19 protein-coding genes are annotated in these 19,711 nt (G+C 47.5%); 2 read left to right on the top strand and 17 right to left on the bottom strand.

All coding sequences use genetic code 11. The annotated features are described in order from the left end of the window. Positions 1 to 76: 76 nt before the first annotated feature. The 9 genes from ACLU9Q_RS11180 to ACLU9Q_RS11140 all read right to left on the bottom strand — a co-directional run bounded on the left by ACLU9Q_RS11180 (position 77) and on the right by ACLU9Q_RS11140 (position 9,320). On the bottom strand, positions 77 to 1,246 hold the full coding sequence (locus ACLU9Q_RS11180) for an iron-containing alcohol dehydrogenase (RefSeq protein WP_296831943.1): 1,170 nt from the start codon (positions 1,244 to 1,246) through the stop codon (positions 77 to 79). A gap of 123 nt (positions 1,247 to 1,369) precedes the next feature. Further along, entirely contained in the window at positions 1,370 to 3,055 is a 1,686-nt protein-coding gene (locus ACLU9Q_RS11175; RefSeq protein WP_296831941.1) for an FAD-dependent oxidoreductase, read from the bottom strand. After that, the gene (ahpC, locus tag ACLU9Q_RS11170; protein WP_296831939.1) at positions 3,055 to 3,618 is read right to left on the bottom strand and encodes an alkyl hydroperoxide reductase subunit C; all 564 of its coding nucleotides are present in this window, start codon (positions 3,616 to 3,618) and stop codon (positions 3,055 to 3,057) included. Before ahpC ends, ACLU9Q_RS11175 begins: the two co-directional genes overlap by 1 nt. Positions 3,619 to 3,645: 27 nt before the next feature. Further along, positions 3,646 to 4,944 (bottom strand): phosphopyruvate hydratase, encoded by a 1,299-nt coding sequence (gene eno, locus ACLU9Q_RS11165; RefSeq protein ID WP_296831938.1) that lies wholly within the window; start codon positions 4,942 to 4,944, stop codon positions 3,646 to 3,648. A 259-nt stretch (positions 4,945 to 5,203) separates the two neighbouring features. After that, on the bottom strand, positions 5,204 to 6,097 hold the full coding sequence (locus ACLU9Q_RS11160; protein WP_296831936.1) for a LysR family transcriptional regulator: 894 nt from the start codon (positions 6,095 to 6,097) through the stop codon (positions 5,204 to 5,206). Positions 6,098 to 6,233: 136 nt separating this feature from the next. Next, positions 6,234 to 6,602: a hypothetical protein gene (locus ACLU9Q_RS11155; protein ID WP_296831934.1), complete on the bottom strand. Its 369-nt coding sequence runs from the start codon at positions 6,600 to 6,602 to the stop codon at positions 6,234 to 6,236. 187 nt (positions 6,603 to 6,789) lie between these two features. Then, entirely contained in the window at positions 6,790 to 7,533 is a 744-nt protein-coding gene (locus ACLU9Q_RS11150; RefSeq protein ID WP_296831932.1) for an EFR1 family ferrodoxin, read from the bottom strand. 82 nt (positions 7,534 to 7,615) lie between these two features. Then, on the bottom strand, positions 7,616 to 8,650 hold the full coding sequence (locus ACLU9Q_RS11145) for a sensor histidine kinase (RefSeq protein ID WP_296831930.1): 1,035 nt from the start codon (positions 8,648 to 8,650) through the stop codon (positions 7,616 to 7,618). After that, positions 8,643 to 9,320, bottom strand: a complete 678-nt coding sequence (locus tag ACLU9Q_RS11140; RefSeq protein ID WP_296831928.1) for a response regulator transcription factor — start codon at positions 9,318 to 9,320, stop codon at positions 8,643 to 8,645. The genes ACLU9Q_RS11145 and ACLU9Q_RS11140 overlap by 8 nt, the downstream gene beginning before the upstream one ends. 230 nt (positions 9,321 to 9,550) lie before the next feature. Here ACLU9Q_RS11140 and ACLU9Q_RS11135 point away from each other — a divergent pair, with 230 nt between their 5' ends. After that, positions 9,551 to 10,777 carry an ATP-binding protein gene (locus ACLU9Q_RS11135; protein ID WP_296831926.1) on the top strand — a complete coding sequence of 409 codons (1,227 nt, stop codon included), beginning with the start codon at positions 9,551 to 9,553 and terminating at the stop codon, positions 10,775 to 10,777. An 18-nt stretch (positions 10,778 to 10,795) separates the two neighbouring features. On the opposite strand, the gene ACLU9Q_RS11130 is transcribed toward ACLU9Q_RS11135, so the two are convergent. The 7 genes from ACLU9Q_RS11130 to ACLU9Q_RS11100 form a co-directional block, all read right to left on the bottom strand. Then, complete coding sequence (locus ACLU9Q_RS11130; protein WP_296831924.1) at positions 10,796 to 11,473, bottom strand: DUF4405 domain-containing protein; 678 nt, start codon at positions 11,471 to 11,473, stop codon at positions 10,796 to 10,798. A 129-nt stretch (positions 11,474 to 11,602) separates the two neighbouring features. Continuing rightward, positions 11,603 to 12,388, bottom strand: coding sequence for a flavodoxin (locus tag ACLU9Q_RS11125; RefSeq protein ID WP_296831922.1), 786 nt, complete (start codon positions 12,386 to 12,388; stop codon positions 11,603 to 11,605). A gap of 14 nt (positions 12,389 to 12,402) precedes the next feature. Further along, on the bottom strand, positions 12,403 to 12,531 hold the full coding sequence (locus tag ACLU9Q_RS11120) for a hypothetical protein (protein WP_296831920.1): 129 nt from the start codon (positions 12,529 to 12,531) through the stop codon (positions 12,403 to 12,405). Between the two features lie 13 nt (positions 12,532 to 12,544). Beyond that, positions 12,545 to 13,228: a flavodoxin gene (locus ACLU9Q_RS11115; RefSeq protein WP_296831918.1), complete on the bottom strand. Its 684-nt coding sequence runs from the start codon at positions 13,226 to 13,228 to the stop codon at positions 12,545 to 12,547. 84 nt (positions 13,229 to 13,312) lie between these two features. After that, the gene (locus tag ACLU9Q_RS11110) at positions 13,313 to 14,023 is read right to left on the bottom strand and encodes a RibD family protein (protein ID WP_296831916.1); all 711 of its coding nucleotides are present in this window, start codon (positions 14,021 to 14,023) and stop codon (positions 13,313 to 13,315) included. 14 nt (positions 14,024 to 14,037) lie between these two features. Continuing rightward, positions 14,038 to 15,183, bottom strand: coding sequence for an iron-containing alcohol dehydrogenase (locus ACLU9Q_RS11105; protein ID WP_296831914.1), 1,146 nt, complete (start codon positions 15,181 to 15,183; stop codon positions 14,038 to 14,040). Between the two features lie 72 nt (positions 15,184 to 15,255). After that, complete coding sequence (locus tag ACLU9Q_RS11100; protein WP_296831912.1) at positions 15,256 to 16,002, bottom strand: carboxymuconolactone decarboxylase family protein; 747 nt, start codon at positions 16,000 to 16,002, stop codon at positions 15,256 to 15,258. Positions 16,003 to 16,220: 218 nt separating this feature from the next. Here ACLU9Q_RS11100 and ACLU9Q_RS11095 point away from each other — a divergent pair, with 218 nt between their 5' ends. Continuing rightward, a complete protein-coding gene (locus tag ACLU9Q_RS11095) occupies positions 16,221 to 16,619 on the top strand; it encodes a MerR family transcriptional regulator (RefSeq protein ID WP_296831910.1) in 399 nt (132 codons plus the stop codon). A gap of 95 nt (positions 16,620 to 16,714) precedes the next feature. Here ACLU9Q_RS11095 and ACLU9Q_RS11090 read toward each other — a convergent pair whose 3' ends face one another. Next, on the bottom strand, positions 16,715 to 19,648 hold the full coding sequence (locus ACLU9Q_RS11090) for a beta-glucosidase (RefSeq protein WP_296831908.1): 2,934 nt from the start codon (positions 19,646 to 19,648) through the stop codon (positions 16,715 to 16,717). Positions 19,649 to 19,711 lie beyond the last annotated feature (63 nt).

Below are 19,711 nucleotides of genomic sequence, written 5' to 3'. Positions count from 1 at the left end.
GAATGGGATTTGCTCACGCCTGAATCACGTTCTCACGCCTCAAACAGCAGGTGTTTGAGGCTGGCGTGAACAGTAATTAATAGCATTCCTGGAAAATCTTCAGGATCTCTTCATGGGTCATTTTCTTATAGCTGCCGGGAGCCAGGTTACAGGAATCTGCAATTGCTTTCAGGTCAGTGGATTCATTCACACCCAGTTCCCGCAGCGTAGTGGGCAGGCCGATCTCCCTGATGAAGTCCGCCAGTGCCTCCACGCCGGCACGGGCCAGTTCTTCCCCTGTTTTGCCCTCTGGGGAAATTCCCCATACATTCACGGCAAACTTCTGGAATTTCGCAAGCCCGTCCCTGTAGATATGCCGGTAATAAACAGGATGCAGCACCGCCAGCCCCGCGCCGTGATTACAGTTGGTATAAGCTCCAAGCTGATGTTCCATCTGGTGGCACTCAAAATCCATCCGCTTGCCCAGCTTGATGATGCGGTTTTCCGCCATGGTGGACTCCCACATCAGATTGCTCCGGGCGGTATAGTCCTCCGGGTTTTGAATTGCTGCCCGCAGATCCCGGATGACGCCTCGCATAAGCGCCTCCGAAATGTCATCAGACACATTGTCCCCGTCCGGCTCACTGAAATAAGTCTCCATGATGTGGGATAAAATGTCGAATCCGCCTGACACCATCTGCTTTTTCGGAACGCTGTAAGTATAAGTGGGATCCAGCAGAGCAAATCTGGCATTGCATTTCGGATAGTCCCGTCCGGTCTTAATTTTCAGTTTCTCGTTGGTAATGACTGCTCCTCCGTTCATCTCACTGCCGGTTCCTGCCACCGTGACGATAACGCCCAGGGGAAGCGGCTCAAAATCAATGACGCCCGGTCTTGCCCAGAAGTCCGTCCAGATGTCGCCGTCATACACCGCCGCCATGGAGACAGCCTTGCAGCAGTCCATAACGCTGCCTCCGCCCACAGCAAGGATCAGATCTGCATGGTTTTCCCGTGCCAGCTTCGCGCCCTCCAGCACCTTGGCATAGGTGGGATTTGCCCCGATACCGGAAAATTCCACGATGGTCTGACCGGCTTTTTGCAGACAGGCCGTTACCTCGTCATAGATGCCGTTTTTCTTAACAGACCCGCCGCCAAAGCAAAGCATGACGGTCTGTCCGTATTGACCGCAAAGGCAGGCCAGGTACTCCTTAACACAGCCCTTTCCGAAATAGACCTTCGTTGCGTTTTCAAAAATAAAGTTGTTCATCTTTGTTCTCCTTTATGTCTTCGCTTCGGTTGTTTTTGTTATCTATAGTATAAAAAAATCGAGGCTTCCGCAGAAGTCTCGATTCGTTCATCAGTTTAAACCCAAAGGTGACAAGCTGAAATTTCATCTCCGGGCAAAATCAGGAGATCCCATATTTTTGATCTCTTCCAAAAGCCGACTGATGTTTTTCTTTCCAAACAGCGTCTTTTCTTCATTCAGCACCAGACAGGGAACACTCATTACATGATACTGCTCCTTTAATTCCGGAAAATGATTCAGATCGTATACCTCCGCTTCCACGTCCGGATTCAGTGAAGCAATCCGCTGGGCGGCAGTTACAAGCTCCGGACACATGGTGCAGGAAAGAGATACGAAAATCTGCATACGCACCGGAACATCCAGCTTGCGGATGCTTTGCTTTGTCTCCTCATCCAGAGGCTGCCCGGGGCCGGCGGCGTTATACAATCCCAGCACGAAAGAGGTAAACTCGTGGCCTCCCGGTACGCCGTGAAATCTCAGTCCGGTTTTTGTTCCATCCCCGCGAAGCACCTCCACAAAAGGAAGATGGCTGCCGCCCTCCTCCGAAAGACTTACCGAAAGCTTGTCCGTCTGTTTCGCCAGCTCCTCCATATAATATTTTAGTTCCTGAGATACAGGCCTTTCATCCAGGTGCAGAGAGAGGATCAAAGGCGCCTCCATTCTGGTAAAAACTGTCGAAAGCTGCGCCAGCATTTCCTTTGGAAACAAGCCACCCGACCTTTGCTGCTCTTCCGCTGCCTGCGCCGTTTCCGCCTTTCCGTTTCCTTCCGCCTGCACGCCTGTCTGTCCGTTGTCCTTTTTACTGGGTCGCTGCGGACGAATTCCCGTCTTCTCCTGCATAACGGAAGCATATTTTTCCAGTTCCGTTGCTGCCGTTGCCCCGTCGCCCACTGCCGTCACTACCTGACGCAGGTTCTTCTGGCATACGTCTCCGGCGGCATAAACCCCCGGAAGATTCGTTTTCCGGTTCCGGTCCGTACACACATATCCTCTTTCGTCCAGTTCGATCTTTCCCTTTACCAGCTCCGTATCCGGAGCATAGCCTGCAAATACAAACACGCCGAAGGTATCCCCTTCCGGAGCAAACACCGATTCTTCCCCGGTTTTCGTGTTCTGGTACCGGATGCTTCTAAGAGCGTTCTCTCCCGTCACCTCCAGCACCTGGGTATTTGTCCGCACAGTAATCTTCGGATGGTTTCTGGCCGCCTGCGCCACCGCTTCAGCACAGGAAAAATCTTCTCCACGAATCAAAATGGTCACGTGGCTGGCGTATTTCGTCAGGAACACGCTCTCTTCCGCCGCCACAAAGCCGCCTCCCACAACAAAAACCTCTTTCCCGGTAAAGAACTCTCCGTCGCAGGTGGCGCAGTAGGCCACGCCCCGTCCGCGAAATTCCGCCTCGCCGGGGAAACCCACCATTCTGGGATGAGCTCCGGTGGCAAGGACCACGCCAAAGCAACTGTAAGTCCCTTTTTCCGTACGGATCTCTTTGATATCCTCGTCCAGGAAAACTTCCGTCACCTCCGCCAGCAAAAACTCGGCGCCAAACCCTTCCGCCTGTTTTCGCATAGTCTCCGTCAGCGCCCGTCCGCTGGTCTTATTCACTCCGGGATAATTCACAACTTCCTCCGTGATCGTAATCTGTCCGCCAAACTGCTCTTTTTCAATGACAAGGGTCCTGTAGCAGGCTCTGGACAGATAAAGGGCCGCCGTTAATCCGGCCGGCCCTCCTCCGATTACAATCACATCATAAAACCGCTCCCGGTCCATCACAGCATACCCACAAGATCCAGGCTGGGTTTCAGCGTTTCCGCTCCTGGCTGCCACTTGGCCGGGCAAACCTGATCGCCGTGCTCCGCCACAAACTGGCTTGCCTGGAGGCGGCGGAAAAGCTCGTCGGCATTGCGGCCCACATTGCCTGCATTTACCTCATACACCACAATCTTTCCTTCCGGGTTCACAATAAAGCTTCCCCGCTCCGCCAGTCCGTCGCTTTCAATCAGCACTTCAAAATCCCTGCACAGCGCATGGGTGGGATCGGCAAGCATGGGATATGTGATCTTTCCGACGCGCTCGGAAGCATCGTGCCATGCTTTGTGAACAAAATGGGTATCCGTAGACACGGAATATACTTCGCAGCCCGCCGCCTGGAAATCCGCATATTTGTTCTGAAGATCTTCCAGCTCTGTGGGGCACACAAAGGTAAAATCTGCCGGATAGAAGAAGAATACGCTCCATTTTCCAAGGATATCCTCTTTTGTCACGGTCTTAAATTCTCCGTTCTGGTAAGCCTGGACAGAAAAATCTGCCACTTCTTTATGAATCATAGACATAATACATCCCTCCTTCTTGATTTTTACTTATCTTGATACGTTAAAGGCATTCATTCCCGGATAAATGGCGCTTGCACCCAGTTCCTCCTCAATTCGGAGAAGCTGATTGTATTTTGCCACCCGCTCGGTCCGGCTGGGCGCTCCCGTCTTGATCTGGCAGGTGTTGAGAGCTACGGCAAGATCCGCAATGGTGGTATCCTCCGTCTCTCCGGAACGATGGGAAGTCACGGCTGTGTAGCCTGCCTTATGGGCCATCTTGATCGCCTCCAGCGTCTCAGAAACGGAGCCGATCTGATTCAGTTTAATGAGAATGGAGTTGCCGCATCCCTGTGCAATTCCCTTGGACAGACGTTCCGTGTTTGTCACAAACAGGTCGTCTCCCACAAGCTGCACCTTATCGCCCAGCTCTGCAGTCAGCTTTTTCCAGCCTTCCCAGTCTTCCTCGTCCAGAGCATCCTCAATGGAAATGATGGGATATTTCTCCACAAGTTTTTTCCAGTGGGCGATCAGCTCCTCGGAGGTGTAGACCGTTCCTGCCTTCGGCAGCTTGTACTCGCCGGTTTTGCCGGTCTTCCATTCGGAAGATGCCGCGTCCATGGCGATCATAAAATCCCTGCCCGGCTCATAACCTGCGTTCTTTACCGCCTCCAGAATGGTTTCAATAGCTTCCTCGTCCGATGCCAGAGCCGGTGCAAAACCGCCCTCATCACCTACAGAGGTTGCCAGTCCTCTGGATTTTAAAATTGCAGCCAGGGCATGGAACACTTCCGCACACCAGCGAAGCCCTTCTTTAAAAGAGGGAGCTCCCACCGGCATCACCATAAATTCCTGCACATCCAGACCGGAGGACAGGGCATGGCAGCCGCCGTTTACAATGTTCATCATAGGAACCGGCAAACGGTTTCCGGAAACACCGCCCAGGAAACGATAAAGAGGTACGCCCAGCGAATCTGCAGCAGCTCTTGCCGCAGCGATGGAAACTGCCAGGATGGCGTTTGCGCCAAAATTGGATTTGTCCCTGGTTCCGTCTGCGTCGATCATCGCCTTATCCACTGCATAGGTGTCCGAGGCATCCATTCCCAGGAGAACCTCGCTGATTTTTGTGTTTATATTCTCAACAGCCTTCTGCACGCCTTTACCAAGATATCTTGCCTTGTCGCCATCCCGCAGCTCCAGGGCCTCAAACTCACCGGTAGAAGCGCCGCTGGGAGCCATTCCTCTTCCGACTGTTCCATCCGCTAATGTAACCTCCGCCTCAACGGTGGGATTTCCTCTGGAATCCAGAATCTCCCTGCCTGTCACTTTTTCAATCTCTAAATAATCCATAGATATGTCCCCTTTCTTGCTTTGCAGAACATCCTCCCCGGAAAGTCAGCAGTATTTCCGGGGAAACAGAGCTTCTTTTATTCTCTGAGGAGTCTGCATGATTTATTCGCGCTTAGTTAGTTTTAACTAACTACAGTCAGACTAACATAACGCATCGCAAAAGTCAAGAGATTAATTCCTTATTCTTCGCCGCTATCGTATAAAAAAATCGAGGCCTCCACAGAAGTCTCGATTCCTTCGTCTAAAGGTTCTATATATTCTATTGGTGCAATACCATCTGAATTGCCGACAGGAAGCGTTTTACCGTTTCCGATGGCGTATGGGAATGGAGCAGACCATAGGGAATCGAATGATTCCATTCCACAGGGATGACTTTTAATAAAGGATGCACATTGTCCCATGCCTGAACTGCCATCAGCACATCATTACTGTTTTCGCAGCGGTTAAACACATCCACACTGTAAAAGTCAAAATCCACGATCTGGATCTGATTATGATTCTGCCAGATGTCATCCCGAAGCACATCCACATAATGACTCCAGTTCCGGTGCATCAGCATCAGCCGCTCGCCATACAGATCCTGAACAGTCAACCGGTTTTTACCGGCAAGACGATGATGGATGGATACCGCGCAGCAGATCGGCTGTCTGGAAATTTCAAATCCTGCACAGCTTCGCAGATTCAGCATCGTGTCATCAAAAATCCCTGCAACTACGTCAATGTTCTGCCCCAGATTTTTCAAAATTTCCCTGGCATTCTCCGGCGTGTTTTCATAGGGGATAAGCTGGAATTTAATCTCCGGGCATAATTCATGGATTTTGGGCCAAAGTTCCACCAAAACCCCGGCAGGAGTCATAGGGGATGTACCAATGCGGATCACATTCTCTCCCTCCTGCATGGCATTCTTTGCCCGAATGACAGAATCCTTGCAATATTGGATCACATATTTTGCGTCATTATACAGAGACATCCCGGCTTTTGTCAGCGTTAGCCCGCGATGAGTACGCTCAAAGAGCTTTACATCCAGATCCGCCTCCAGAAGATTAATCTGTTTGATCACTGCCGTAGGTGTAATAAAGGATTGCTCCGCAGCTTTGTTAAAACTTCCGGCATCCGCTACCCGAAGAAATGTTTCAAGTTGATGATTGTACACCAATATCGCCTCTCTTCCTTATCAGATCTTACGCTTTTATTATACGTGGATATCCAAATAAACGCAAGATAAGCGGTACCAAAGTTTTTATGCATTTACTGTTTTCCTTTCATAAAATATCCAGTCACAGACAATCTTATTTTAATCCCTTACATAAGGGGATCAGGCACAGCAAAATCACAATACCTGCCAGTCCGATAACAATTCCAAGGATCATGTTGTTCCACACCATGCAGAAGCACATTCCAACACCTAAAGCAAGCGCTCCCACTATGCCTATTACTGCCGTCAGCACTGCTTTTCCTGTGATTTTGATCGGAGCTTTATGCTCCATTTTTCTCCAGACAAAAACAGTGATCAGCGCAAAGACCAGCCCGACACATCCTACAACAATTCCCGGTTTAAAGGCGTTCCACTCTTCAACCATTGCCATGCACATTCCCAGTGCAAAGAAAATGACACTGATCGTTCCCAAAATCGTTGCTACAAAACTGCTTTTTTTCATTACTCTAATCCTCCTGATCTGATATTAATTATTTTTTATGCAGGCATTATATTACTGATTTATTTATACTGTGTTTGAGAATTATTTGAAAATTATTAATTTTACAGTACAGTCTGAAATCCTCCTTTCAGAACAATAAAAACGGCGGTAAGAAGAATTTTTCCTACCGCCGTTTTTATTTTTTATTTTACTTTTCTCCCAGAAAATATCTTGGCTTTCCCTGCGTTTTTTTCCCGTATTCAATGGCTTCTGCGGGACATCCTGCGATACAGGCCATACAGTGGGTGCACTCCTTCCCCCATGTAGGTTTCCCGTTGACCAGCTTCACATTGTTTAACGGGCAGCGAGTCTCGCATTTGCCGCAGCCGATGCATTTATCTGTCGCAGTAAAACCTTTTGCGCTGATCATCATGGCATACATCATGGGATTCAGAATTTTGGACATCATAGCCTTGCCAGGCTGTTCCTTTGGCAGCATCTTCATATCCCGAATCGTTTCCGCAATCTTTATGATCTTTGGCTCTGCTTCTTTCAGAATCTTATCATTGACTTCTTTGGGTTTCGTGCCGCCGCCGGCAATATAACCCTGGGGCATAACAACAGAATTGAATCCAAGCAGCGAAAACGCTTTCTCTTTGCATAGCTTTTCCACATACTCTACTGTCATCCATGGGGTTTGCGCGCATGTTCCGATGAAATAAGCGCATTTCGTTCCCGTGAAATTTACCTTCTTGATGTATTCGTCCATGACGCGGGGCAGTCTTCCGGCGTAGACCGGTCCGACAAAAACCAACGGTTTATCCGAAGAAATCCTACCATAGTCCTGGGCCTTGAGCCGCTGGTTGATGGAAATAACATCATCGCAGGATATTTCTGCAATTTTTTGGGCAACATACCGGCTGTTGCCTGTTCCGCTGAAATATAAAACCATAGCATTGACCTCCTGTTATTGAAAGCACCTTGTATTATGCTTTTAGGAGAAATATAGCACAGTTAGGACAACTCACGGTAAACTACAACGGCAAAGTGACGGAAAATGCTGCGCCCTGACCAGGCATACTTTGAACAGAGACGGTGCCGTTGCAAAGCTCAACAATTCGCTTCACCAATGACAGACCCAGCCCATTTCCTTCTGCCTTGCGGGAATTGTCGCCCTGATAGAATTTTTCAAAAATATGCTTCTGAACTTCCTCTGTCATGCCGTCTCCGTGATCAGTAATGGAGACAGTAAGCCTTTTGTCCGCCTCCTGAATATTTACATGGATCACACTGTCTGCCGGGGCATGCTTGATGGCATTGTCCAGGATATTGCTCCATACCTGGGCCAGCAGCGGTTCACTTCCATAATACATCTGTTTGGGCAGATCCATATCAAATTCTATGTTTTTGGCAGACCACTTTCCTTCCAATAGCAGAATGGATTTTCTGATCTGCTCATCCAGCCGGAACTCCCGGTTATCTACAATCATTTCCTGATTTTCCAGTTTGGATAATGTCAGAATATTGGCAGACATATTGGAAAGACGCCGGGAATTATCCAAAATAATCTCTACGTAATGGTCGTGTTTTTCCCGTGTCAGGTTTGGATTTTGCAGCAAGGTCGCATACCCTTCAATGACCGCAATAGGCGTTTTGAACTCGTGGGATACATTGGCCACAAAATCGCTTCGCATGGTTTCCATATGGGACAGGTCATGGGTCATCGCATTAAAACGCCCTGCCATTTCCCGGATCTCCGCAATTTTTGCGTCTGTCGGGATTTTGACGGAAAAATTCCCCTTAGAAAGCTCGTCAAACGCATCACACATATTCTGAATTGGCCGGATCATCGATTTTCCGACAAACAGCGCAATAATTGTTCCCAGCAGGATGCTGCCCAGTAAAAACACAACAATCGGTACAGGTCTGGCTGTGGGATCAATCTGAATCAGATTGATCCAATACAACGCAAACAATACGATTGTAATTAAAACAAAGACAGCAAAAATCGTTGCAAAGATAATTCCGGCGAAATACAGCCAAAGCTTTGAATGCTTCTTTTTACTCAACTTTCTTCACCGCCTTATAGCCAAGTCCCCGTACCGTCACGATCTCAAAATCGTCGCAGTCTGCAAAACGATCCCGCAGCCGGTTGATGTGAGTATTCACCGTTCGCTCATCCGTTTCTGAGAGCATACCCCAGATTTCATCCATAAGCTGGGGTCGGGTGAAAATTTTATTTGGATAGGAAAGAAGCTTGTAAAGTAAATAAAACTCTTTCTGGGGCAGGATTGTTTCCTGTCCGTGGATCGTTACTGTCAGAGCATCATAATCCAATACCGTGGAGCCAACCACGATTCTTTTGTCGATCGAGATTTTTGCCCGGCGCAGCAGTGCTTCGACCCGCAGCACCATTTCTTTGACATTGATGGGCTTGATCATGTAGTCATCCGTTCCGGCCCGAAATCCCCGCTGCATATCGTCAAACTGATCTTTGGCAGTCACCATTAGAATGGGAATTTCACATTTGGCGTCCCGCAGTGTTTTGGTCAGTTCATAACCGTCCATTCCCGGCATCATGATATCCGCCACGATCAGATCAATATATTCCTTGTCCATGATCTCCAGGGCATCCAGACCGTCTGCAGCCGGGATGCAGTGATAACCGCTGTCAGACAAAACCGTACAAAAAAGTTCCCGCATATCGGCGTTATCTTCTACAATGAGGATATTAAACATATTTCTACCTCCTAAAATCCAATAACAACATTGTATCATATATGATTCAGTATAACAGCAATAAATCACGCCAGGATAAACTGCGGCAAAAAATTTGTCTCTCTGTCTGTATAGGAGGGTGCTTTCAGGTATATATTACTATTAAAAATTTTTTTCAGGATGGTTGACCGATGCTAATATTTAGGATAAAATAAAGTATACTTTATATTTTCATAAAAGAGGGATGCGTAATGAAATACCTGGAACGCGCATTGGAGCGCAAATTTTTACACATGAGCTCTTTTTTTAAGGCGGTTCTTGTAACAGGCGCAAGACAGGTTGGAAAGACAACTATGCTAAAGCACCTGGCCGCGGAGCAAAAGCGCACTTATGTTTCTATGGACAACACAATGGCGCGGGCACTTGCAAAATCTGACCCTGTGTTGTTTTTTCAGACCTATAAACCGCCGATTATTATTGACGAAATACAAAAGGCGCCAGAGCTGTTCGGGCAGATCAAGATCATGTGTGACGAAAGCGAAGAACGGGGATTGTTCTGGCTGACCGGATCGCAGCAATACAAGACGATGAAAAATATTCGTGAAACGCTGGCAGGAAGAATTGGGATTCTGGAACTTTACAGCCTGTCAAAAAATGAGGTGGAAGGACTGGTTTTTCCTAATGAGCTGGATTTTTCACTCCCCTGTTTTCTGCAAAGACAGTCTCTCACAAAAAAGAATGACATTGTAGATGTATTTGAACATATCTGGCGCGGAGGTATGCCGGATGCGTTACTGGCAGATGCGGAGCAAAGGCAGGAATATTTTAATTCCTATATTGAAACCTATCTCATGCGGGATGTTTCCGAAGAAGGTGGCATTACGGATACAATCCGCTTCCGTAAATTTCTGAATGCCTGTGCTGCCCTGGTAGCAGAACAGGTTAATTATAAGACTCTGGCAGATGCAGCGGAAATATCACAGCCAACAGCAAAAGAATGGTTACGTCTTCTGCAAGGATTAGGTATTATCTATCTGCTGCCGCCTTATGCCAACAACGAACTGAAACGTCTTACCAAAACACCAAAGCTGTATTTTTGCGATACGGGCTTGTGCGCGTATCTGTCCATGTGGCTTACCAGGGACACTTTGATGAACGGGGCGGCCAGCGGACATTACTTTGAAAACTATGTAGTAATTGAACTGGTCAAAAATTTTGCTTATGCGCCCACTAAAGCCAACCTGACCTATTACCGGGATTCCAATGCAAAAGAGATTGACGTGTTTGTGGAGCAAAATGGCGTGATCCATCCGCTGGAAATCAAAAAATCCGCAAACCCTGACCGGCGGGAAGTCAAAAAATATGAACTGCTTGACAAGGTAAATCTGGAACGCGGGAGCGGTGGTATTATCTGCATGTGTGAGGAAGTCATTCCGATCGATGCCAAAAACTGTTTCATTCCCTGTAACTTAATCTGAAAAAGATAAGGTATGTGTTCATCTCCTTCCGGTCAGCTTTTGAATTCCCCTGGAAGCATAATGTGCCAGAAAAATAAACAGGCCCATGATAGCGAGATACTCTGTAAAAAAGAGCAGAACGGGTCTTTCAAAATCAAAGAACACAAAGGAAGATGTCAAAAACATATAGGATAGAAATTGATTTTTCAGGAAAGCATAAAACCCATATCCGGCAACCAGGACCGCAGCAATACGCAGAAGTATTCGCAGCGGTTTGGAAGAAACCGGTCCGGCAGCTTTGCGCACCATGCCCAGGATCATATTCCAGTGCAGGCCGAGATGCAGAGCCATCAGCACAAATCCCCAAAATGCGGAAAGCACATGTAATTGCCTTGCCAGAGCGATCCCTCCGTGAATCGGCAGGAAAGCAAAAACTTCTCTGGAAAGTATGATCCCGCTTACCATTAAACCGAGCATGGAAAGTAACACAGCAAAGTTTATCACGGTCTGAAAAATGCGTACAGGCGTATATTTTCCTTTGAAAAGATGGCTGTACCAGCTCCGGTTCAAAATATGATGGGCAATCCACAAGATCAGCATAGCTGCACCAAGCCATTCATGGGCGGAATCTCCGGTGAGCTGCCGCGCCATTAAAAACAGCAACAATACTGTCATAATCATATCAATGACGATTTTACATATAAATTTTTTCTTCATCAGAAACATTCCTCCCATTTACAGATAAGCGCCTGCCTGTTAACCCACGGGCAGGCCCTTACCTGTTATTGTTACTCAATCAGCGGATATTCGGAATCCGCTTTGCTACTTTCTCATGAACGCAGAATCTCATTCCGCGTTCAAATTCAGCCCATTGACCCAATTTACAACCTCGTTTTCTGCTCCCGCGACACTGTTTCGGGAAATAGAAAGCCCATCAGAAATAACCGTTGCGTTCGGCTGCAATTCCGAAATCGTCTGAATGGTTCTGGAAAATCCGCTTCCGCCGTGGGTAGTAAACGGAATAATGGTTTTTCCGCTGAAATCATATTCCTCAAGGAATGTGTAGAGCGGCATTGGCAGATCAGCGTTCCAGTTCGGATAACCCAGGAAAATCACATCATAGCTGTCGGGATTTTCAATCTTCGTCGCAAGCTCCGGTCTTGCGTTATCTGCTTTTTCATTATAAGCAAACTCCAGGAGAGGATCATGCGTTGTCGGATAATCCTGCACTGTTTCGATGGAAAACAGATCGCCGCCCGTTTCACGCTGAATGATCTGAGCAATGTACTGGTTATTTCCCAAAACCTCGCCTTCCACTGCCACACGGCTCGCACTGGCTACGGTATCCACACCGTCCGTTTCCATAACGGAAAAATACGCGATCAGAATATTACCGTTTCCGGCATCCGCTGTCCCCGGAGCTTCAGTATTCTCCGTTCCATTGTTTGTTGTTTCAGCATCCGCTGATTCCTCTGTGCTTTCTTTTGTACCGCCGTCACCGGATTCCATTGCCAAAGCCGCCGTTTCTGTCTCCGTCGATACATCCCCTGCTGTATTCTGACTATTATTTCCACAGCCCGCCAGAGAAAGAACCAGCAGCGCGGAAAGAAGTATGGCTGTTATTTTTTTCATAGAATTTCGCTCCTTTACTTTTTATCGTGATCTATGTCAACAGACGCTTTTCCCCATCTGGTAAGCTGCCTGCCAGTCCCGCATCCTGTCAGAGCAGCCGCCATGAGCAACAGCAGTCCTGCCCGAAAACATTTCCTTTGCATAAGTCTTCTCCTTCTATTCCATGATCCCAAGTCTCTGTATCCAGGGTTCAATATCATCCAGATCATTTGCGGTTAGTCCCTCCGCAATCTCCGCATCCGGGCAAAGCTCACTGAAAATATGAAGGCTGTTTCCTATGTCATCGCTTGCACTGGTGCAGAAAGGAATGATTGTTTTGCCGGAAAAATCATTGTCTGCAAGGAAGGTGGCAATCATAGCCGGTGCTTCATCCCACCAGATGGGATACCCCACAAACACGGTATCATACTCCGCAATGCTGTCCACAGATACGGTAATCTCCGGTTGTACGCCATTCAGAATTTCTGCTTCAGCCTCTTCCTCTAAATCGCCATATTCCTCTGCTCTCTGAATTTCTGCCAAATCACCGCCTGTATAATCTGCGATTATCTGTGCTACTTCCTCCGTATTTCCCGTATGAGAAAAATATGCGACCAGAATCTTTCTGCCGTCCACAGCCGCATTTTCTATACCCGATTCCGCTGCTTTCTCCGATGTTTCTGCCATTTCCGTTCCGGATGCTTCTTCTGCCTGTTCCATCTGCGACGTCTCTGCAGACGTTTCCGTTTCCTTTTCAGCAGATAAGTTGCTTGCAGAAGTACTGCTGTTGCCGCAAGCTGTTAATGCAAACATAAGCAGCGCTATCACCACAACTATTCCAAACATTCTTTTTGCTTTCATTGTATTTCCTCCTCGTTTGTTCTATATTAATACAATACCAAAAAATCCGGGCTGTAACGCTTTCTGGTAGTTTTCTTCCTCCTGTTACCTGCCAGTTACCGTATATACCAGCCGGACTCCATCGCCTTTCAGCCGTTCTATATTTTTCAGACGGAAAGCAGCCGGTTCACCGGGCGGAAGCAGCGCCGATTTTTCAAATACGGTAACAGAATCCGGATTTCCATCCGCAACGGGGGCAAGCAAAAGACTCAGTTCATCCACCACACCCTGCTGCAGGAATGTCCAGTTAATCGTGCCTCCGCCGCAGATCAGCAGCGTGCCGATCCCGAATAACTGATATAACTTTTCCAAAGCCAGTCTGCCATCCAGCATTTTCGAACCGGCCAGAATATAGGATACGCCGTGCCTGCGAAGATAAGCTCTGTAAGCTGCCGGTGTCTGCTCCGTCAGGACTTCAATCACATGAGCATCCGGTCTCCCCGGTTTACAAAAGGTCCCCGATTCCCAACCGATCTCTCCCTGTGTATCCACTGAAACATAGTAGAGTGCAGCATGATCTTCTGCCACAAAATCACCGTCAGGAACCTTTTCCCCCGGATCAGGCTCCGGTTTACGGTTTCCTGTAAATTCCTTTGTTGTTACCGTTCCGTAAAGCCATGCATCCGCCTGATATTCGGAACGGATACGGGCATATTCCCCGCTTACCGTTCCGGCAGCTTCTGTTCCCATAAATGCCCCGGTAATTTTTCCATCCAGTGCACTTAATATATGACATATGGTGTATGGTCTTTCCATCTGTTTTCCCTCCCTTACATACATTCCAGGAGAATCTGATAAACCTCTTCCCGTTCAAGCTGACGTGGATTACATTTAATAATGTTGCAGGTATCCGCCACCTGACGCAGCACCTCCGGAGTAATTTCAACCGTGGATTTCAACTGATTCATTTTCACAGGAAGGCCACACTCTTTAATAAAGTTTTCCAGAGCATCCACACCGGCCTCCGGGGTATCCACACCAAATACCACTTTTGCAAACCGGGTGAATTTTTCCGGTGCATCTTTCACGATATGCCGGTAATAGACTGGCTGGATCACCGCAAGTCCCTGCCCGTGATTGCAGTCCGTATAGGCTCCAAGCTGGTGTTCGATCTGATGTGCCTGAAAATCAGTCAGGCGTCCACATTTTAAAATCCCGTTTTCTGCCATCGCCGAATCCCACATCAGATTGCTTCTTGCCTGACGATCATTAATATCCTTCAGCAAACGACGCATATTGACTACCGTATTTTTCATAACCGCCAGCGCCAGATCGTCCGATACATTATCTTCATCGGAAGTGCCCAGATAGGTTTCCATTGCATGACTCAACGTATCAAAAGCACCGGAAATTACCTGCATAGCCGGAACCGACATGGTATACGCCGGATCAAGAACGGCAAAGGATGCTGCAGTTCCAAAGATGGGGCCTTTCCATTTCTTTTCTTCGTAAGTGATGACTGCTCCTGCGTTCATTTCCGCACCGGTTCCGGATGCCGTCACAACCGCACCCATCGGAATCCCCGCTGTCGGAAATTTTCCCTTGCCATACTCCATGTCCCAGATATCTTCATCCAGTACCGCCTGTGCGGAAATCACCTTGCAGCAGTCAATCACGCTGCCTCCGCCGACAGCCAGAATAAAGTCCACATGCTGTTCCCTAACCAGCGCAGCACCTTCCTGCACCTTTGTATAGGTTGGATTTGACATAATTCCAGAGAAGTCCACCACCTTTTTGCCCGCCTGGGTAAGCAGAGCTCGCATCTCATCGTAAACTCCGTTCTTTTTTATGGAACCGCCGCCATACGCCAGCATCACGTTTTCGCCAACTTTTCCAAGCTCTGCCTGAAGTGCCTGCATGGCGCTCCTTTCTCCAAAATAAACTTTTGTGGGGTAAGAAAATGTAAATTTGTTCATCGTAAAATGCCTCCTATGATTTCAATCTTTTATACGCTTGTTATAACCGCTTATATTTTTCGGTTGTTGCTATCAGTCAGCAGATTTTGATACTTCATCTATTATGTTCATAGCGTTCAGGCTGCGGGGATAGCCAATATACGGCATACACTGCTCCACAACACTGTAAAGCTTTTCTTTATCATTGCCCACTCCAAAATTTCCCGCCGTATGTCCGCGAAGCTGGTTTTCACAGCCGCCCTGTGCGAGGATAAAGCAGAATGTGATCATTTCGCGCTCCTGATCGTTCAGGCCGTTCCGGGTATAGTAATCACCGAAACAGTTATCCGCCAGCCATCGGTTGATATTCCGGCGAAGAACAGGTCCATCCGTCTGCCGTTTCGCCATACCCTCCCCAAATAGCGCCATCTGTTTTGTAAGCCCGTCTCCGAATCTGGTCTTTTCGTTTGTAGTCCCCTGCGGTGCGAGCGGCAGATCGATCCCATGCTGCTCCATAATCTGGTTTGCCGCCAGAAGGAAATCATAAGTACGTCCAATTCCAAGATAGGCTGTCGCCTGATAGATAACCTCTTTTATCGCAACAGGATCAATTCCTGCACTCAGCGCCGCATGGAGCATATTCCGAAATTCTCCCATTCCCTGGCAGCCGAGCAATGCGGACAGGATGCAAAGCATCTGCTCCCTTTCCGTTAGTTTGTTTTTCTCTGCTACTTCTCCCTGAGAGAAATTTGCAATGATCTCTGCAAATTCGGGATCTGTCTTTCTTAAATCTGATGAGACTCCTGCAAATAATTTTTGCATTCTTTTTTCTGTATCCATATTACTCAAAACCTCCCTATCTTGTAAAATTTGTCAAAACTTTTTCATTGTTAGGATGTATCACTCCTTACCCTTGCAATTTTACTGTTTTTGTGCTAAGATACGTTTGTTTGAACCGATTGTCATAACCGATTATAGATTACGGTAGTTACTACCGGTCAATACTGATTTGCAAATTTTTCGTGAATTATTTGTGAACAGCAGAGGAGGCAATCAAGATGTATACGATGATGCAGGTCTGCCGGGAACTGGATATGACCTACCAGACCTTAAAATACTATTGCAATGAGGGACTGATCCCCAACGTCAAAAGAGACGCCAACAACCGACGAATTTTTGATGAAAAAGATGTAAAATGGATCAAAGATCTTACCTGTCTGAAAAAATGCGACATGAGCATCCAGGAAATGAAGGACTACCTGGCTCTTTGCCTGCAGGGTGAGTCCACGATTCCAAAAAGGAAAGAAATGCTCGCCCGAAAGCAGGAAGCTTTGCGTACTTCCATTCAGGAATTGGAGGATAGTCTCGCCTACATCGACTGGAAGCAGAATTTCTACGATGAGGTACTTTCCGGCAAACGGCCTTATGTCAGCAATTTAATCAGGACAGAGGACTAAAAACAACCGTGTATCTATGGTAAGCATCCATGATACACGGTTATTTTTCAATTAATTTCTTACATCGTCAACAGCAAAATCTTCATCTTTTCCTATTATTTTCTGTCTTCCGGAGTTACATTCTCTAAAGTGATCATGCATTTTTTCTTCTTTAAATATCTTCTGATCAGTAAAACCTCTGCCAGGATAAGCAATGCCGCAATCACTGCATCTACAATGTATACAATCTGCATCCAGGATGGAATTGCACCCGGCACATACTCCTCATATGCGTTGCTGTTTACTACTACGTAGAAAATATTTTTCGTGGCTTCTCTCATTGCAATTACGGAGGTTGCACTCAAATCGGTCATAATTGCTTCGTTTCCGGAGGTTCCCAGCATCATATCTGTTCCGCCTCTGACTGCCCGGTCTGCGTCCATATATCCATAATTTCCAAAGTAATCGGAGATTACCATTCCTTCAAATCCCCATTCTTCCCTCAGAATATCTTTCAGAAGTGCGGAGCATCCGCCTGCCCATTCTGTACCAAGGAAGTTATAAGAAGACATCACTGCCAGTTTTCCGCTTGGGGTATTCTTTACACAGTATTCAAACGGTTTCAGATAAAGCTCTCTTGCGCTCTGTTCCGTAAACCAGGTGCACAGAAGCGCGTTCCGGTTGGTTTCCTGCTCATTCATCACCAGATGCTTGATATACGGATAAACTCCCTGCTCCACTGCTGCCGTTACTTCTGCCAGTGCCATCCTGCTGCTCAGCAGGCTGTCCTCTGAATAGTATTCAAAATTACGTCCGCCGAACGCACTTCTGTGCAGGTTCATGGACGGCGCATACCATCCCACAATATGAAAATCTGTAAATTCCCTGCAGATTCCTTCGCCCGCTTTTGCAGCCAGGTCTTCATTCCAGGTCTGCGCAATCAGAATCTCAGAGCAATAGCCGGTACCAAAGGCATTGATCGTTCTGGAATTAAGCCCGGCAGGTCCATCTGTATCCAGCGTCCGGAGTTTATTTACCGACTCCACGGATGCCGTCTGATGTCCGCCATACGCGATAAGCTCCACCATCTCATCTATGGTTACTTCATCCAGCAGCTCCTCCCAGCGCGGGTCGTCGTACGCTGCTCCCCGCAGATCATAGAGCTCCAGTCCATTATCTGCGCCTGTCACAGGCATTTCATCTTCCGGATTATTGTAATCCTCCGGATTCCAGGTTCCATTTCCTTTGACCTCGCCGTCCAGCTCGTAGCTTTCCGGTCCCTTTACAGCGTCCTCATAATTTGCAAATCCATCTGCTCTTGAAAGATATGTAACATTTCCTTCCGCAAAATCCAGTTTATTTGCCGCCGCAGTCACATCGCCTGCATGAGGATTGGATTCATCATATACAATCTCATCCGCAAGCTCGTATTCCTTTGTATCAATCACCGTGTGGCTGTCAGAACGGAGACTGATCTCATATGTTCCTTCCTCCAGTACCCATGCGCCATTGCCATACGTATCATAGGAAGCCATATCCTCAATATTAAACGCAAGTGTCAGCGTCTGCGACTGTCCCGGCTCCAGCAGGTCCGTCTTATCAAATGCCGCCAGATTTACGCTGGATTTTTCAATTCCTCCGTTTGTATACGGCGGATTATAATAAAGCTCTGCAACTTCTTTACCTGCCACGCTGCCGGTGTTTGTAACCGTAACATCCACACTGATGGTATCATCCGTAACCTCCAGCTCTCCCATTTCCTGCTCGAAGGTCGTGTAGCTTAATCCATACCCGAACGGATACATAACAAGCTCATCATAATCAATCAGTTCTTCTTCTGCCGCTGTCTCATAGAAACGATATCCGGTATAAATTCCCTCCGTATAGTTTACAAAAGATACAATGCCGTCTGCTCTTTCCCATGCCGCCAGCGCTGCGTCTGATACTTCCTGCGTATTGGTATAAGCAAAATGTCCGATATTATTGATATACGGTGTCTGGTGAAGATCCTTTACCCAGGTATCCGCCGTCTTTCCGGACGGATTCACTTCGCCGGAAATAATATTTCCAAGTGCATTAAATCCTGTCGCTCCGGCGCCTGCACAGAGCAGGACGCTCTTAATCTGCTCATAATCCTCTGTCCAGCCAAGCTCCAGCGCATTTGCGCCGTTATATACGACAATGACATTGTCAAACTCACTGCAGACCATCTCTACCAGATCCGCCTCTGTGCGACTCAGCTCCAGATAAGACTGCCCATCCTCAAAATCGTCATAGTCCCCATTATTTGTGTAGGTTCCCCTCACATACTTTGTTCCGATTTCCAGTGTGGAGCCATCCATCACACTTCCCATATCATGGGGAAGGTCCGCTCCCTCGCCGCCGGTACGCGCAATCACAATAACCGCCGTATCGGAAAACGCTTTTGCATTCTCAATCATTTCTTCGGAATACTGTGCAACCGGCACCTCCGGCAGCGTCCAGTCCTGTCCGTCGTTGATGCTGATCAGCGGACGGTCCGCCCGGTATTCCACATACATATCAGATAATTCTTTGTTCGTCTCAAATCCGGCATTTTCCAATCCTTCCAGGATACCAACTGCCGTACTTGCATCTACGGTTCCCGAACCGGTTCCGCCGTAGATCGGATTGGTGGACGCCCAGCCAAACACGTTGATTTTTTCCGGTGCGATCGGCAGAAAACTATCCTCATTTTTGGTCATTACAATGCCTTCATTGGTGATTTCCTCGATAATCTGCCTGGAATTGTCTGCATTCTCCTGTGACAGTTCCCCTTTATCCGCCAGCACTACATTGATCGTATTATACAATGCGCCGGATAACATATTGTTCACTGTCAGCGCCGTCACTACCACAAATGCGATCAGTGACTGCCATCTGATAAATCCCTTTGCCGGTTTTTTGAATTTCCGTGCGAAAATCATCACTGCGATCATGACGACCAGCGCCGCCGCAATCACAATGATATGATTTCTCACCAGTTGGATGACACTGATGACGTCCTCATATGCAACTTCCACATTTCCCATACTCTTTTCCTCCATTCTCTTTCTCTGAGTGTTTTTATCTTGTAAAAAAACAATAGCATAAAA

This window comes from Marvinbryantia sp. (assembly GCF_047017445.1).
GTDB lineage: Bacteria > Bacillota > Clostridia > Lachnospirales > Lachnospiraceae > Marvinbryantia.
Note: the sequence above shows the minus strand (reverse complement) of the source record. Positions and strands in the feature narration are given on the sequence as shown.

What these genes read in the sequence shown, in the direction of transcription:
- ACLU9Q_RS11100 (WP_296831912.1), bottom strand. Translation starts at nt 16,002, where the DNA reads ATGGATACAGAAAAAAGAATGCAAAAATTATTTGCAGGAGTCTCATCA.
- ACLU9Q_RS11180 (WP_296831943.1), bottom strand. Translation starts at nt 1,246, where the DNA reads ATGAACAACTTTATTTTTGAAAACGCAACGAAGGTCTATTTCGGAAAG.
- ACLU9Q_RS11095 (WP_296831910.1), top strand. Translation starts at nt 16,221, where the DNA reads ATGTATACGATGATGCAGGTCTGCCGGGAACTGGATATGACCTACCAG.
- ahpC (WP_296831939.1), bottom strand. Translation starts at nt 3,618, where the DNA reads ATGTCTATGATTCATAAAGAAGTGGCAGATTTTTCTGTCCAGGCTTAC.
- ACLU9Q_RS11105 (WP_296831914.1), bottom strand. Translation starts at nt 15,183, where the DNA reads ATGAACAAATTTACATTTTCTTACCCCACAAAAGTTTATTTTGGAGAA.
- ACLU9Q_RS11120 (WP_296831920.1), bottom strand. Translation starts at nt 12,531, where the DNA reads ATGCAAAGGAAATGTTTTCGGGCAGGACTGCTGTTGCTCATGGCGGCT.
- ACLU9Q_RS11115 (WP_296831918.1), bottom strand. Translation starts at nt 13,228, where the DNA reads ATGAAAGCAAAAAGAATGTTTGGAATAGTTGTGGTGATAGCGCTGCTT.
- ACLU9Q_RS11150 (WP_296831932.1), bottom strand. Translation starts at nt 7,533, where the DNA reads ATGGTTTTATATTTCAGCGGAACAGGCAACAGCCGGTATGTTGCCCAA.
- ACLU9Q_RS11175 (WP_296831941.1), bottom strand. Translation starts at nt 3,055, where the DNA reads ATGGACCGGGAGCGGTTTTATGATGTGATTGTAATCGGAGGAGGGCCG.
- ACLU9Q_RS11135 (WP_296831926.1), top strand. Translation starts at nt 9,551, where the DNA reads ATGAAATACCTGGAACGCGCATTGGAGCGCAAATTTTTACACATGAGC.
- ACLU9Q_RS11140 (WP_296831928.1), bottom strand. Translation starts at nt 9,320, where the DNA reads ATGTTTAATATCCTCATTGTAGAAGATAACGCCGATATGCGGGAACTT.
- ACLU9Q_RS11155 (WP_296831934.1), bottom strand. Translation starts at nt 6,602, where the DNA reads ATGAAAAAAAGCAGTTTTGTAGCAACGATTTTGGGAACGATCAGTGTC.
- ACLU9Q_RS11090 (WP_296831908.1), bottom strand. Translation starts at nt 19,648, where the DNA reads ATGGGAAATGTGGAAGTTGCATATGAGGACGTCATCAGTGTCATCCAA.
- ACLU9Q_RS11110 (WP_296831916.1), bottom strand. Translation starts at nt 14,023, where the DNA reads ATGGAAAGACCATACACCATATGTCATATATTAAGTGCACTGGATGGA.
- ACLU9Q_RS11125 (WP_296831922.1), bottom strand. Translation starts at nt 12,388, where the DNA reads ATGAAAAAAATAACAGCCATACTTCTTTCCGCGCTGCTGGTTCTTTCT.
- ACLU9Q_RS11130 (WP_296831924.1), bottom strand. Translation starts at nt 11,473, where the DNA reads ATGAAGAAAAAATTTATATGTAAAATCGTCATTGATATGATTATGACA.
- eno (WP_296831938.1), bottom strand. Translation starts at nt 4,944, where the DNA reads ATGGATTATTTAGAGATTGAAAAAGTGACAGGCAGGGAGATTCTGGAT.